Origin of the sequence: Paraburkholderia sp. EG286B (assembly GCF_040965655.1) — a bacterium.
Taxonomy (GTDB): domain Bacteria; phylum Pseudomonadota; class Gammaproteobacteria; order Burkholderiales; family Burkholderiaceae; genus Paraburkholderia.
On sequence record NZ_JBFRCF010000016.1, the window covers coordinates 104,467 to 118,967 of the forward strand.

The 14,501-nt window shown below is 58.0% G+C and carries 12 protein-coding genes and 2 tRNA genes; 7 read left to right on the forward strand and 7 right to left on the reverse strand.

The features are described 5' to 3' along the window. Positions 1-18: 18 nt before the first annotated feature. The 3 genes from AB4Y42_RS30005 to AB4Y42_RS30015 form a co-directional block, all read right to left on the reverse strand. Complete coding sequence (locus AB4Y42_RS30005; RefSeq protein WP_368687399.1) at positions 19-894, reverse strand: enoyl-CoA hydratase-related protein; 876 nt, start codon at positions 892-894, stop codon at positions 19-21. Next, on the reverse strand, positions 891-1,841 hold the full coding sequence (locus AB4Y42_RS30010) for a spirocyclase AveC family protein (RefSeq protein ID WP_368696168.1): 951 nt from the start codon (positions 1,839-1,841) through the stop codon (positions 891-893). The genes AB4Y42_RS30005 and AB4Y42_RS30010 overlap by 4 nt, the downstream gene beginning before the upstream one ends. 147 nt (positions 1,842-1,988) lie before the next feature. Next, entirely contained in the window at positions 1,989-3,104 is a 1,116-nt protein-coding gene (locus tag AB4Y42_RS30015; RefSeq protein WP_368696169.1) for a phosphotransferase, read from the reverse strand. A 304-nt stretch (positions 3,105-3,408) separates the two neighbouring features. Between AB4Y42_RS30015 and AB4Y42_RS30020 the strand changes: the two genes are divergently transcribed. The 4 genes from AB4Y42_RS30020 to AB4Y42_RS30035 are packed head-to-tail and all read left to right on the forward strand — an operon-like array spanning position 3,409 to position 6,709. Then, positions 3,409-4,212: an SDR family NAD(P)-dependent oxidoreductase gene (locus AB4Y42_RS30020; RefSeq protein WP_368687396.1), complete on the forward strand. Its 804-nt coding sequence runs from the start codon at positions 3,409-3,411 to the stop codon at positions 4,210-4,212. Positions 4,213-4,262: 50 nt separating this feature from the next. Continuing rightward, entirely contained in the window at positions 4,263-5,069 is an 807-nt protein-coding gene (locus AB4Y42_RS30025; protein WP_368687395.1) for an SDR family NAD(P)-dependent oxidoreductase, read from the forward strand. A 50-nt stretch (positions 5,070-5,119) separates the two neighbouring features. Further along, positions 5,120-5,440, forward strand: a complete 321-nt coding sequence (locus AB4Y42_RS30030; RefSeq protein WP_368687394.1) for a 2Fe-2S iron-sulfur cluster-binding protein — start codon at positions 5,120-5,122, stop codon at positions 5,438-5,440. Between the two features lie 39 nt (positions 5,441-5,479). Continuing rightward, complete coding sequence (locus AB4Y42_RS30035; protein WP_368696170.1) at positions 5,480-6,709, forward strand: cytochrome P450; 1,230 nt, start codon at positions 5,480-5,482, stop codon at positions 6,707-6,709. A 288-nt stretch (positions 6,710-6,997) separates the two neighbouring features. Here AB4Y42_RS30035 and AB4Y42_RS30040 read toward each other — a convergent pair whose 3' ends face one another. From AB4Y42_RS30040 to AB4Y42_RS30055, 4 genes are all read right to left on the reverse strand, one after another. After that, entirely contained in the window at positions 6,998-7,288 is a 291-nt protein-coding gene (locus AB4Y42_RS30040; RefSeq protein WP_368696215.1) for a HEPN domain-containing protein, read from the reverse strand. 647 nt (positions 7,289-7,935) lie between these two features. Next, a tRNA-Ala gene (locus AB4Y42_RS30045) sits at positions 7,936-8,011 on the reverse strand. Positions 8,012-8,287: 276 nt separating this feature from the next. Continuing rightward, positions 8,288-8,372 (reverse strand) — tRNA-Leu (locus tag AB4Y42_RS30050). Between the two features lie 134 nt (positions 8,373-8,506). Beyond that, a complete protein-coding gene (locus tag AB4Y42_RS30055; protein ID WP_368696171.1) occupies positions 8,507-10,723 on the reverse strand; it encodes a TonB-dependent siderophore receptor in 2,217 nt (738 codons plus the stop codon). 889 nt (positions 10,724-11,612) lie between these two features. Between AB4Y42_RS30055 and AB4Y42_RS30060 the strand changes: the two genes are divergently transcribed. The 3 genes from AB4Y42_RS30060 to AB4Y42_RS30070 are packed head-to-tail and all read left to right on the forward strand — an operon-like array spanning position 11,613 to position 14,448. Next, on the forward strand, positions 11,613-12,518 hold the full coding sequence (locus AB4Y42_RS30060) for a M23 family metallopeptidase (RefSeq protein ID WP_368696172.1): 906 nt from the start codon (positions 11,613-11,615) through the stop codon (positions 12,516-12,518). Between the two features lie 2 nt (positions 12,519-12,520). Beyond that, complete coding sequence (locus AB4Y42_RS30065) at positions 12,521-13,879, forward strand: hypothetical protein (RefSeq protein ID WP_368696173.1); 1,359 nt, start codon at positions 12,521-12,523, stop codon at positions 13,877-13,879. Next, positions 13,879-14,448 carry a hypothetical protein gene (locus AB4Y42_RS30070; protein WP_368696174.1) on the forward strand — a complete coding sequence of 190 codons (570 nt, stop codon included), beginning with the start codon at positions 13,879-13,881 and terminating at the stop codon, positions 14,446-14,448. The genes AB4Y42_RS30065 and AB4Y42_RS30070 overlap by 1 nt, the downstream gene beginning before the upstream one ends. The last annotated feature ends 53 nt before the right edge of the window (positions 14,449-14,501 follow it).

The window sequence follows — 14,501 nt, forward strand, 5'->3', positions numbered from 1 at the left end:
TGGCAGTCCAGTCGGCACCTATCGCGCGTGTTTGTCCTGGCGCGACTTGAAAAAACGATCTCGCCGCTTCGACACCTCATCGGACGCAGCGAGCCGATCGTAAATCGTACGCGCCGCGGTCAAGCCGGCCTCGAAATCTGCCGACTCGGCGGCGGCAGCGATGGCATCCAGGCACTTGCTTTCTATCGCATCGCCGCAGGCGAGACGCGCGCGCGCCTGAGCGATAACGGAAACCGGATCGTGGTCCGGCAACGGCAACCGGCGTATCAATGGCAACGCCGCGCTGCCCATCTTCTCTCGCGCCAGTTCGATCGCTTGGCGCAACAAGTGCTGCTCATCGCCCTCAACGATTCGGTCGAATAGCGTTGTTCCGGCGAACGTGCTAGCGGACACGATTTGCGCAGCGAGAATGAATTCGATCGATTTTTCGAGGCCCAGCACACGCGGCAAACGCTGCGTCCCGGACAACGGGATCACACCAAGCCTGCACTCCGGCAGCCCGATCTGCGCATTGCCCTCCACAAGCCGGTAATGGCAGACCAGCGCCGTTTCCAACCCACCGCCAATGGCAAATCCGTGGATAGCGGCAACAACCGGCTTCTCGCTTGCCTCGATCACCGGATGAACGTGCAGCGACAACGCAGGGGCTGCCGCCGCAGCGCCCGTGCCGAATTCGCGGATGTCGCCGCCTGCAGAGAAGCCACGACCGCAGCCTTTGAGCACGATCGCTCGAACTTCCGGATCGTGCCGCGCCGCTTCGAACGCAGCGACGAGCCCGCGACGAACTCCGAGGCCCAGCCCGTTGACCGGTGGGTGGCTCATCGCGACGACGGCCACGTCGTCTTCTACGTAATACTCGACGTTGTCGAAACGCTGGACGTTCCGGTTGGTCATCGATCGTTCGCCAGCCAACTCGGCATATCCGTCGGCCACGGATCCGCATATACCGCGTGCACACCCATTGCAGTCGTGTAGGCAAGATTCAGTACATTGCAAAACGCGACGAAGGCCAGCACCCGCAGCGCCGTGCGAACCGCAGAATGGCACTCGAGACGATCGACACCTCGTTCGATCGCCGTGTAACCGTTGTTGTCGACGTTCATCAGAAGGAACGCAGAAGCCACGAAGGCGGACGGAAACAGCAGGAACTCGTAAACCGGAAACTGGTAGTAGTGACCGCCCCAGAACGAAACACGCTGAAACGCGCCCGGCCAAGCATCGAATCCCATGAAGCGGCTGGCAGCGATGTCGAGCAGACCCATCGTCATCCAGATGGCAGCGAAGCCCGCGAGCGTGATTCCAACGTTACCTGCACGGGGCCAACGCTGGCGGACCGCACGCATCGCCCATAGCGCAACCACTGCGGTACCCGTGAAAGTGTAGAAATAGCTCGGTGCGTCTATCAGGATGGGCTCAGCAATGCGCGCATGTGGCGATTGCCAGAACGGAATGAAACGGCACCAACAGCCAAAATTTAACGCATAGGCGTTATAGGTGAACATCGGACGAAGAAAGTCCAGCCACGGATCAAGCCAGTATGCAGAGAGCCAGCCGATCATCATGAGACGCACTGCGTCGATGCGGCGGCTTTTGACGATTCCGTAGACGAACCAGATTGCCACCGGAATCAACAGCAACACGCTGACCCATTGGTAATGGTCGATCGTCGCCTTCACGGATTCCGGAATCGTGTCCGTGCCCACATCGACGGGGCGGAAGTCCTCCGAACGAATCCATGCCACGTAGGCATAGATTTGCGCAAACGCGAAAAGCGCGCCAAGCGCAGCCCACGCATACACCCTGTGCCAGGTCGTGCTGCGTCGAGCGACCATCTCCGACATGTTTGCCTCCTCATCATCACATCATTCACATTTGTGAATAACGGTCTAAAAAATGTACCCTGCTGAGGAAACAACGTCAAGCGCAATACGCAATGCTGGCTTCGATAGCGGCACGCCTGGCCGTGCCATTCAACTCCCCGAAGGTCGTTATCGGCCGATAAGGTCATAAATCTCGTGATCGAGCGCTGCCATTGCGAATCGCGGGGCAACCGCGCAATTGTTGACTTCCACCTGCCATTCCACCGGGTTCACGAGCCAGAAGAACAGCCCGTAGACGATGTGCCGCCGATACGCTTCGAGCGCGCTTTCAAATGACGGCGGCTCCATTACCCCGTAAAACCCAAGCCGCTCGAGATAGTGCTCGAGCAACGCACGCTCCCATCGCGGTCGATCCGCGATGTCCAATGCCGAGATCAGGAAATACGTGACATCGTGCGCCCACGGTCCGCGTCGATACGACTGCCAATCGAGAAAGCCGGGCGTGCCGTCGCGGTCGAAATAGAGATTTCCGAGGTGAACGTCGCCGTGGAGAAGCGTCATCGGCCCGATTCGGTCGAAAGCGCGCAGATCGAGCAACGCGCGCTCCATCCAGTCCCGATCATGAAACCGCTTTGGCACGGCAGCCCCGCGAGGCAACTGCGTATAGCTCGCGAAAACATCGGGTTTTAACTGGCCCCAGTGATAGGTGCCTGACTCGCCATCGGGCAGCGGATCCTGCGGCGCCAGCCAGTCCAGTTCACCACCACTATCGAGTTCCGGCGATTGCCAGAACTGGGCGTGCCAACGTGCCTGCGCGTCCAGATTCGCCGCAGCCTGCGCAAATGTGAGCGGCTTTTGCACGCGGCAGAATTCAACGTTCCGCGAGCTTAGATCTTCGAGGATCACGATAGACTGCCCGCTTCGAGCGTCCGTCTCTGCGTAAAAGCAGGCCGGTACGTTCGCGTGCATGTGAGGATGGACTTCCTTGAAGAACCTCGCCTCGTATTCGTATATGTAGGCATTCAGATTCCGATATTCTGGAACGAAACCGCCCTTCACGATCAACGACTCCGGCAAGCCTAGCTCGCGCCCTCTTGCGTTGTAGACAGGATGCACCCTGACTTTGGTAGCGGTTCCGTACATCACGTCACTCACTGCGCGTGATTCGACCGTCACGCCCTCATGACCGCGCGCGAGCGCCGACGTCAGCCACGACGGCGTGATTTCCTCGACGTGCAAGGGAAGCCTTTCGGGAACCGGGTTCGATCTGTTCGCAACAAACATGTTGACGCGCTCCTGGGAAGTGCATGTGAGTTCGCGCATGTTGCGCGGCACCTCCAGACGCTCGCAACAGGGGAAATCCCGGCTGGCGTCACCGTTTCAAATATAGAACAACGTACACATGTTCGGACACGCTTTCACTCCGGTACTGGCCTGGCAATCGCCTCGCCGCCCTGAAGTCTCGTGGTCTTGCGCGCTCCGATTTGATGAAAATTACTCACTCTAATTGTTCCATACGGTAACCATTGTGCGTCGAGGGTTGTCGCTAGAATGCAGAAAAATCGACAATCCTTCAGGAGACAACCCGATGACCACGACCGTGCTTGAACGGCTATTCGGCATCAGCGGAAAAGTCGCCGTCGTTACCGACAAGGGACGCAATTCCAGTATCGATATTGCCCCTGTGCTGGCCGAAGCCGGCGCGAAGGTCGTGATCGCGGATCACAGCGCGGCGCACATGCAGCCTGTCGTAGACAGAATCCTTTTGGCAGGCGGGGAAGCTGTCGCGATCGAGACGGACGTGGAGCGCGAAGCCTCTGTGATCGCGTTGTTCGAACAGGTGAAGGCGACTTGGGGCAGCCCCGACATCGTGGTCAATTGCGCCGCGATGACCAATAACGGACCACTCACGGATTTCACCGAAGCGGCCTGGGACGAAGTCATGTCGATCGACTTGAAGTCCGTTTTCTTCTGCATGCGAGAAGCGATCAAGCACATGCTCGTCGCAGGCCGGGGTGGCCGCATCGTGAACGTGACCACTATGGGAGCGATGCATGCCGTCCTCAACGGGAATGGCCCTTACGGCGCCGCGCGAGCGGGCGTAACGGGCTTGGTTCGCTCCGCGGCGCTCGACTATGCCCCCGAGCAGATCCTCGTCAACTGCGTGCTTCCCGGCGCTGTGCCCGGCAAGGTTCAGTTTCATCCCGACACGCAGGCTCGCCTGAAGACAGGAAAACTCACGGGTCCCGGCACGGATGCAGAGCGACGCTTGCCGCTTGGATGGGGAGATCCCGCCGACATCGCAGCGGCGGTCTTGTACCTCGCGGGCCCGTCGGGCCGCTATATGACGGGCCAGTCGATTACGCTCGACGGCGGATTTCTGATTAGCTGAAGGTCCGCGAGGAAGCACAACTCTCAGCGACTACTCAAACGGAGCATTCCATGTTTAGCGAAAACCAGATCGGCGCGCGCCTCGCGCAGATTTTCAATCTCACGGGAAAGACTGCCGTCGTTACCGGCTCTGCGCAAGGTCTAGGCCGCGAAACAGCGCGACTGCTTGCTGAGGCGGGCGCCAATGTCGTGATCGCCGACCTGAACCCGGATGCCGCGTCCGCAACTGCGGCGGATATCGAGGCAAACGGTGGCATTGTATTGCCCTGCAAGGTGGACGTTGCGGACGAAGCTTCCGTCAAGGCACTCTTTGCAGCCATCGATGCAAAATTCGGTGCCGTAGACATTCTCATCAACAACGCTGCGCACCGTTCGAAGGCTGAGTTTTTCGAAATGTCTGTGGAGCAGTGGGACCAGATGCAGGACGTCACGCTACGTGGCACTTTCCTATGCTGCCGCGAGGCGATTACGCGCATGAAGGAAAAGGGCGAAGGTGGCTCGATCGTCAACATATCCTCCGTGGGTGCGCTTCGACCCACGTTGTGGGGCGTCAACGCCCACTACGACGCCGCGAAGGCCGGCGTGGACAGCATTACGCGAACACTGGCCAGCGAGTTTGCGGCCGATGGAATCCGCGTCAATTCGATCCTGCCTGGCGGTATGGCCAGCGAGGGCGGCAAAAACATCAGCACCACCTTCAGGATACGCGGGCCGATCGTGGGCGCAGGCCGCGTTCCTATGGGTCGGATGGCTGCCCCAATCGAAGTCGCCCAGAGCGTGTTCTTTCTCGCAAGCCCCGCCGCAAGCTACGTCACCGGCCAAATCATCGCAGCGGACGGCGGCTTCACGGTCAGCTAGGCAACCGCCGCAACGATGCGCACGCAGTAGGAAAAACTTAGGATACTGAAATGCCAAGGATTACTTTCATCGAGCATGACAACACGGAGCATACCGTCGAGGCGAATGCCGGCCAGTCGTTGATGCAGGCAGCCATCAGTAACTCGGTGCCTGGCATCCTCGCCGATTGCGGGGGCTACTGCAATTGCGCGACATGTCACTGCTATGTCGACGATATGTGGGCCGCAAGGATTCCACCCGCGAAGCACGCCGAACTGGATATGCTGAGCGGCGCCATTGATGCGAATAGTAACAGCCGGCTCGGTTGCCAGATTCAGGTGACTAATGAACTCGACGGATTAGTCGTGCGGTTACCCGCTTCGCAAACCTGATCAAAGCAACCGGTGAACACTCGTTCGCGGAGAACTCAAATGTCCCATATCGCTGTCCCTCTCGTACCGGTTCCCGACCATGTACCTCAAGAACTCGTTGTAGACTGGGATTTCAGCAAGCCTCCAGGCGGCGAAGCCGACATTGTCGGCGCGTGGAAACGCCTTCACGATGGTCCGGACATTGTCTGGACGCGGTACAACGGCGGTCACTGGATCCTCACACGAGCGGCGGATATCGAATTTGCGCAGCGCAATCACGACCCGTTCTCGATGCACGAGATCACGCTTCCCGCCAGCACGACGATGCAGATCTTGCCTCTGTCGGCCGACCCTCCCGAGCACGCGGACTATCGTGCGCTGATCAAGCGCTTCTTCGCGCCGAAGGTTATCCGTGACATGGAGGGCGAAATCCGGGAACTGGCGGTCTTGCTAATCGAAGGTTTCAAGAAGAAGGGCCGTTGCGAATTCATGTCCGATTTTGCGATGAAGTTCCCGATCACCATCTTCATGCGACTCGTGAATCTCCCACTCACCGATCTGGACGACCTGCTTGCGTGGACCGAGGCAAGCGTTCGGGCGAATGACCCAGAGCGTCGTGAGTGGTCGCAGCGCATGCTGTTCGGGTACCTTGAGAATATCATTCGCGATCGCCAAAAGGAGCCGGGAGCGGATCTGATCAGTGCAATCGTGAATGGAACGGTATTCGGACGACCTCTCACTGAGCAGGAGATACGCGGCATGATGGTCAACGTCATCTTTGGCGGACTCGACACTGTCGCGTCGACCATGGGTTTTGCCGTGCTCTATCTCGCGCGCAACCCAGCACATCGTCGCCAACTGGCGGAGCACCCGGAACTGGTGGGCAACGCCGTCGAGGAACTGCTGCGCATGTTTGCACCATCCAGCACAGGCCGTGTGATGACTCGCGACTTCGAATATAAGGGTGTCCGCTTCAAGGCGGGAGACCGGGTGTACGTCCGCCCACTGTTGCATGGCATGGATGAACGCAAGTTCCAGTGCCCAATGCACGCCGATTTTGCGCGCGCGAATGCATCCCAACATGCAGCCTTTGGCAACGGCCCCCATCGCTGTGCAGGAGCGCTGCTGGCCCGAAACGAGATTCGCGTTTTCCTTGAGGAATGGTTCCGGCGCATTCCCGATTTCGAACTTGATCCCGCAGGGCAGATAGGCTTTGAAGGGGGAATGGTGAATTGTGTGACACGCGTGCCGCTCGTCTGGAACTCCGGTGCCCACCAGCTCAGCGCATAACGTTCAGAGAGGCCATATGGCCTCTTGACCGGGGTTTATGATATCGGCACTGGAGCGTTCGGCATGTTCGCCATTGCCGCTGACGTTACAGTGGAATACTTCGGCGAGGAAGGTCAATTGCCGGATATTCTGAAATACGAGATCGTTACCCTATATCTTTTTAAATAATCTTTAGCACTCTGCAATTCACGATACCGATCGCGCCAGAGCGTGGCCGATTGGAGGCGAAATATCGACAAGGCAATTCCTCAAAAACGAACTATATTTAGAGCACCGACAATGCTTCGCTTAGTCGACTAACCTCAAGATTAAAGTCAGCCGTTGATGCTCTAGTCCGACTCCACCAAAGTGAGCGACGTCATTGCGTAGTTCCGCGCAGCGTTTTGTGAAGTCATCGACCCGCGCGGCCTCGAACCTCATCGGAACGATTGTGATGAGTTTCATGAGGCGCTCCTTCAAGCTAGGTTCGCCCTGGAACTGAAGCGCGCGCTGTAACCACGAACGCTGCCTGGAATCCGTATTCGGTGTTCCTCTGGAACAAGGCGAGGAAGCGCGCAGACACAGCTTATGACTGGCCAGAAGAAAAAATCTACACCCACTTGCTGGACCAGTTCAAATGCGCCGCCCCTCGAGGCGTTGTCACGGTTGGAAAAGCAAAAGTACACGTCAGATGCGCTTCGGCAATACGCTGATGAGTGGAGGGCTTCGCGAGGACCTTATCAGCCATCCGGATTTGTTGAGGTTTACCGGTTTCCGGAAACGCGGGAATAACTACTTTGGAAACACCCGGACGACGGTCTTCGTCTCCTTGACGCGACGAAGCAGACCGCCGCGAACTACGCAGGTGCAACCGCGTGGGCTCATTCATTCATCAATCGAGTGAAAGCGGCGGAATCACGTGTTCAGCGCATCGCTAATGATCGGAGGAGCACTCTGACGAAGCAGAAGGAGCCAGCGTCCGAGTCGGAGCTCGCCACGACTTATCCTTCACGCTGAACCTCGGCCAGAGCGGAGGTAAGCCATTGTCAATGTGCAGCCGTCAAAATACGACTCTCTCGCGCGCTCGGAGTACCTTCAATGCTCAAATCCGTGACTAAATGAGTACGCGAGCCACCGTAGGATCTTTACCTGCAGGGCGATTGAGGGGTTTGGTCGGTTGGGTACCAAGCTGACGGATAAGCCGATGTTTTTTCGTCTCACACGTGCCCGAAGGCCACGCGTTCTGTTGGTGGAGGTAAGCGGGATCGAACCGCTGACCTCTTGCATGCCATGCAAGCGCTCTCCCAGCTGAGCTATACCCCCGTACAGAACGACTTCTGCGCCAGTGGGATGACGCAGAATCGAGCAATGTCGGCTAATGGACCTGCTCGAAGAGCCGCGATTATATACGCCGCGGACGTAACCTCGCAAGCACTCTCGCGCTCGCCAGGAACTATACTGGAGTCCTTAAGATTGCCCGCAAAAGCAAAAAGCCGGCTCATGAGCCGGCTCTCTTGCGCCATTCGCAGCACAAGCGCGCGAATGCAATTCGTTCCAGTATCACCACGCAGTTTCAGCGCAAGATTCTGAATTCAACTTTGGTGCCGACGGCGAGACTCGAACTCGCACAGCTTTCGCCACTACCCCCTCAAGATAGCGTGTCTACCAATTTCACCACGTCGGCAATCCAATACGACCCGGGACTCGTTAGATCCCGTTCACTCTCGCCTCGTGGGCTCGAAGGGTCGCCATTGTATCGACTCGTCGCGCATTTTTGAAGGCCCTGTGTGAAGATTTTTTGAAGCCTCGCGCCGACGCTTAAAACTCCAGCGTTGAAGTCAATTCGAGCGTGCGTCCGAGTCCCACGCCCAGCTGATTCGACCCCGCCGCGCTCCAGTAGCGCCGGTTGGCCGCGTTCTCCAGATTCGCCTGCACCGAAACGCGTTTGCCGTACACGCGCGTCGCGTAACGCACGCCTGCGGTCAACAGCGTATAACCGCCGATCTGCGCCTGGTTCGCGTTGTTCACCTGGCGCGGCCCCACGTAATAGATGCCGCCATTCACCGAAAGACCCGCGAGCACCGGCACGCGATATTCGGCAAACAGGCTCGCCGTGACGTGCGGCGTATTCTCCGGCGTCTTGCCGACGAGCGTCGGGTCGGAAGAATCGATCTGCTTCGCGTCGAGATAAACGGCCGATGCCGTGAGCGAAACGTCCTTCGTCACATCGCCCTGCACCGAAAACTCCACGCCGCGATAACGCGCGTTGCCGTCCATCACATAGACGTTGTCGGCATTCGTTTCGGCGCTGGCCTGTTTGAGGTTGAAGAGCGCAAGCGATACGAGCGTATTCCCGGCGAGGCGCGTGCGCACGCCCACTTCCTGCTGACGGCTCACCGCCGCGGGCAGGATCTGGTTCGCGTTGACGGCCGTGGCCGGCGCGCTGCCCGCCGATTCGAGCGCCTCGACGTAGCTCGCGTAGACGCTCGTCTGCGGTGTGATGCGGTAAGTGATGCTGCCCGAGGGCGACGTGTGGTTAATATCGGAGCTCGGCGTACCGGCCTGCGAGGTCATGTACTCCGAGCGGCGCACGCCGGCCACGATTTGCAGGCGCGGGGTGATGTCGATCTGGTCGAACAGATAGATGCCGCTGTTGCGCACGTGCTGCGCGTAGAACTGCCGCGCGCTGCCGCTTTGCTTGAGCGTCGTGATGTTGATGGGATCGTAGAGATTTTGCGCGGCCGTATACGTGTACGTCGTGAAGTCCGGCTGAAACAGCCAGTTCTGCACGACACCGGTCGTGACCGTATGCGTGAACGGTCCGGTCTTGAAGTCGCCGTTCACTTCGAGGCGCACGTTCTTGTTCTCGTACATCTGGCCATATTGCTGGCTGCCTTGCAGCGTGCCCGCGCCGGTCGCGACGTTGTACTTCTGGAACACCCAGGCCCAGCGGTCGCGCCGCGTAATCGACTGGCCAAGCGAGAGCATCGCGCTCCAGTGGTCGTTGAACGCATAGTCGGCGCGCGCGAGCTGCGACGTGGCGCTCGCCGTGGTCGGCCTGTTGTTCGGCACGAGCAGCTTCGAGGGGGCGGGCATGGCGGGCAGCGTGATCTTGCCGTTCACGGCAGTAAGCGGCGCAATACCCGCCTGTTCGACGATGCGCGTTTCGATGTGCTCGAGATCGTATTGCAGCTTGAGCTTGTCGTTCACGCGCCAGTCGAGCGCGGCGCTCACGAACTTGCGGTAGCCGCGATCGCCTTCAATGGGTGTTTCGACGTGCTCGTCCATCGCGTTCACACGGATGCCGAACTGGTCGCTCGGGCCAAAGCGGCGCGCAATGTCGGCGGCCGCGCCGATCGAACCGTTCGAGTCGCCGAGCACCGAAATGCTCGTGAAGGGCTCGCTGCCCGCGCGCTTCATCACCATGTTGACGATGCCCGCCGGCGCACCGAAGCCGTAGTACAGCGCGGACGCCCCCTTGAGCACTTCCACGCGCTCCTTGTTCTCCATCGGCATCCAGATGTTGTTGTCGATGGGAAGCAGGCCGTCGAGGTAGAAGCTCGAGCGATTGTCGAGCGGGATGCCGCGCACCGAGAGGTTGTCGTACGCGAGTCCGTTGAGCTGCTGGCGCGTCACGCCCGCGACGTTGCGCAGCGCGTCGTAGAGGCCGGTGTCGCCCTGGGCGTCCATGACCGAGCGCGTGACGACGTTCACCGTGGCCGGCACATCGAGCGCATCCATGCCGCGGTATTGACCCGTCTCGACGGTTTGCGGCGCGTAGCCCTGAGTCTTGCTGCCCGTGATCTTGAGGGGCGCGAGCTGGGTGGCTTCGTCGGCCGATGCGGTTGGGTTTGCCGCTGCGCTCGCCGCGTCGGCGTCTGCCGCGTGCGCCGCGTGGGCGATGCCGGCGATGCCCGCTGCAAGCGTGGAGTGGATGATCGCGTGGGCGCAGATCCTGCGCCATTGTTGCGTGCGCGTGTGCGACATGCGCGTTTGCGACATGCGTGTGTGCGACGTGCGCTTCCCCGAAGCCATGCTTTCCCTTCTTCTTTGCGTTCAACGAGCGCTGTCCGGGCCGCACTGCCATCCGGCCCCGATCAGCGAAAGAGCGAGATGATAATGCGAATTATTCGTATTTCAAAAGATGGGCTCACTGCCTGTCGGGGAAATGCAACAGCGATGTATGACTGGTGTAAGTAAATCTCGGCTATCGCATGAAGCGGTGTCAGCAATGAACGCGTCCACATGGGCGAGCGCTTGAGGTCCTCGTCCCTTAAAGCATTGGGGAGAAATGCGCAGACGCTACCTTCGTGCGCCTGAACACCCGTCGTTGGACGAGGCAGGTAATCTTGAGCACGACCGAAGCCGCTGAATCAGTGGATGTGCTTGAACATCAACCCGCGATGGGCGCGAATGAGTTGGTGATGGCGGAATCAGCGAAGAACTGAAGTGACCCACTCATGGTGTTCACGAGGTCGTGCGGTGGGCACGGGGTCTAATGTGTGGGTGCCGCCAAGGATAGCGCGCACCGGAAGCAGCGCGGATTTGCGGTTCGTTCAAGTCGTTGATCATCCTGCAGATGAACACCCACCCCGTCACCCTGCCACCCAGCGGCAGCAACCCCGTTTGTGCCCTGAACCCAACAGGCCTGTCACTCGTTGAAACGCGCCGGGAATTGCCTCCAACCGGCTCTTTCGGGTCCATGTAGCACTGGACCGTGCTCGAAATCAATGTTGGTACACGCCTGACAATTGTTTACAGAAATCGAGAGCCTGCCATGTTGCTTCCGCTTCCCTGTTCGCGCTAGCGTCAATTTGGGTAATCCGAACCCACCTAACAGGAACGCGATTTTGCCATGATAATCAGCCCGCCTTTTCTGCCGCAACTGGACCCTTCAAAGTTAGACCTCGCAAAACCAGACCCTATGATGGATGCCGTTGACGAGTTGGAGCTCTTTCACGGTATCTATCCCTTCGCGTTTGACCGACGCCGGCATTGTGGCATCCATCTTGCGCCCGACATGCACGGCGCGGTCTATGCCATCGCCGACGGCGAGGTGGTGGCCTACCGGGTGTGCCAGCGCGCGATTGACCCTGACAACAGCCATGTGGGATTCATCCTGCTCAGGCACAGGGGCGAGACGGGTGACAACCGCGCACTAACGTTCTATTCGCTCTACATGCACTTGCTGCCGCTGGCCGAGTACCACACATTTGGATTCGACGCGAAGGAGCTGCCCGATTTTCTGCACATGCCGACCGGCGACGCTCCAAAGGGCAAAGTTACGCAGGCGGTAAAAGGTAACGGACAAAAAATACGGCGCAAGGACATTCTGGGCTATCCTGGACGCTACGAGGGGCGAACCCATCTGCACTTCGAAATATTCGCGGTGCCGGACGATTTCCATGCTTACTTCGGTCACACGCAGCCAGGCAATCACGCGCCGGATACCCCAACGGGCAGGGATTGCTGGGGGCATGTCTATCACACCATTCCTGCCGGGCAGTCGTTCCATGCACAACCGCCGGGAACTGGGCCAGACAACACTTTACGCGGTATCAAATTCGAGCGTGGCCAAGACGGCGCGAACGATCTGCCGCTGGCTGTCGAGACCTATTTCTGCAACGGGGCCAAATATACCAACGTCTGGAGCGTCGCAGCAAACGGTGCCCGCACACTGCTAACCCCCGCCCGGTGCCAGAGGTCAATTACGAATACGACCTCTACTCGCGGGCCACGGCCCTTTACCCAGCACGTCCGAGTGACGGGTACGAGATGCTGCGTTTCGGGCGTATCCTGTCCTCGACCGCAACCGCGCCGACATGGGTAAGCGTGACCTATGCGAATGGCAAGCGGGGCTATATCGACATTAGCAACGAAGCAATCAAGAAGCTGTCCGACGCGGATTTCCCGTCGTTCATGGGCTGGCAGAAGATTGCCGACGGCAACACGCTTTTTGACTGCAACGGAATGTGCGACATAGACACTCTGAAGAAACTCGTCAAGGACGCTGCGACTGGCAAGGAACTGCCGGTGATAGAGGATGTGACCGAAGCCCAGAAAGCGCAGGCGCTGTCCACCTACATCACACTCGATAACCCGGTACGGCAGGCCCTGCGAGGGTTTATCTGCCACGCGCCCAGCGAATGGGACAGCACGAACAACGAAACGCGCTATGCAAAGCTACTCGATGAGGGTGGGTTTTACCACCGCAGGGAGCAGGGCTACAAGGATTTTCTCAAGTACCTCAAGGCAATCCAATTCTGGGACGTGACAGGCTTGCCCGCCGGGGGAAATCTCTGGTTCTTTCATCCACTAGCGTTCATCCGGCATTTCAGAAAGTGCGGATGGCTCAGTGAAAACGAATTGCTCAGCATGCTACCAATGTCGGCACTGCGCCATGCGAAGGGCGCGGACGGGCATGCGCATTGGATTTCGGAGAACATCCCTGTCAACCGCAATAATCGATCGTCAATTCACGTGAATTACATAGAACTCAACAAAATGATGTGTAAATTCAATATCGCACCTAATCCATTGCGGATCGCTGCATTTCTTGGAAATGCGATGGTGGAAACACAATGGTTTCAAAGACTCCACGAAAACAATGCATCCGCCAAATATTGGCCTTGGGACGGACGAGGATTCTTGCAGCTAACCTGGCCGGATAATTATGTCAAATATTGGAAATTCCTCGGCCGATCCATTCCCGAAACATTGGAAAAAGAGCTAGGTGAATCAGCCAAAAAGGCTAACAAGGAGGGAAACAATACATCGTTCAAAGACAGCAATTACCCTGCACTAACACCGCAAATGGTTCAATGGCGCGAAGATACTGCTGTCAAACCAGTTCATGCCGCAGAAAGCTCAGGGGCGTATTGGGCTTGGACAGGTGCAATGCGTTACGCGGACAAACCCACGGCTATGCAACGACAAGTCCAAAATATCACGAAGCCGGGCTTTCGCCCCGTGGTTTATTACAGCTGCCAAAGTTACGGCCAAATTGCCGCAACCGTGAATTTTGGGAGCACGCCCAAAGATCTCGCAAAAATTGCCCGCGTCAATGGAATTTTGGCGCGATACCAGGCCTACACAAGTGCGTTGATGGTCCTGGCGGACGGAACGTCTTTTCCATGCGATGAAGGTCATGGCTGGGACAATCCCGCTGGTTACGAACGGAGAAATGTCTGATGAGAAATTGGCTTTCGCTGCTTGCGGCCTGCTTATTCAGTAGTTGCACATATAGTCAGCCTAAGATTGAACGCCAAATATCCGTTGATGGATGCAACTTTAATTTAAGTGACTCCTATAGTGGGCGGATCTCCGTTGACAATGAAAGTACGCCCCATTCTGCAAGCTATATCTCAACGATTAACTTGAAGGCACGATATTCTTTTGAAACATGGATTCAGTTTAGCTGCGAGAATTCGCCAGGCACCCAAACGTTATCTGACCTCGGAGGTATCAAAAAGACTGCAAATGGATGGACCTTAGACACCTCCCCGAATGTCATAGGTGCGCCTGGGCAGCATACGACCTTTCACTCTTTGCAGGGCAACCTGTGGAGCGGCGGCGGCATAACACAAGACGATATCGAGGGCGACGAGGAGCAACGTAGTCGGATTTTCGCTTTCTGCATACCGTATCGTCAGATAGCAGTCTGCGGTGTTGCTCGTTCGGTGGGGTATCTGCAACATTTGAATGAGTCAGTATTACCACAGGTCATCGAACTGCTTGATAGCATCAAATTTGCAAACTAATTCGCACCCGCCGCCAGTGTGGAGGGCACGGCTGACGAGCTGCTAAGGCGTTT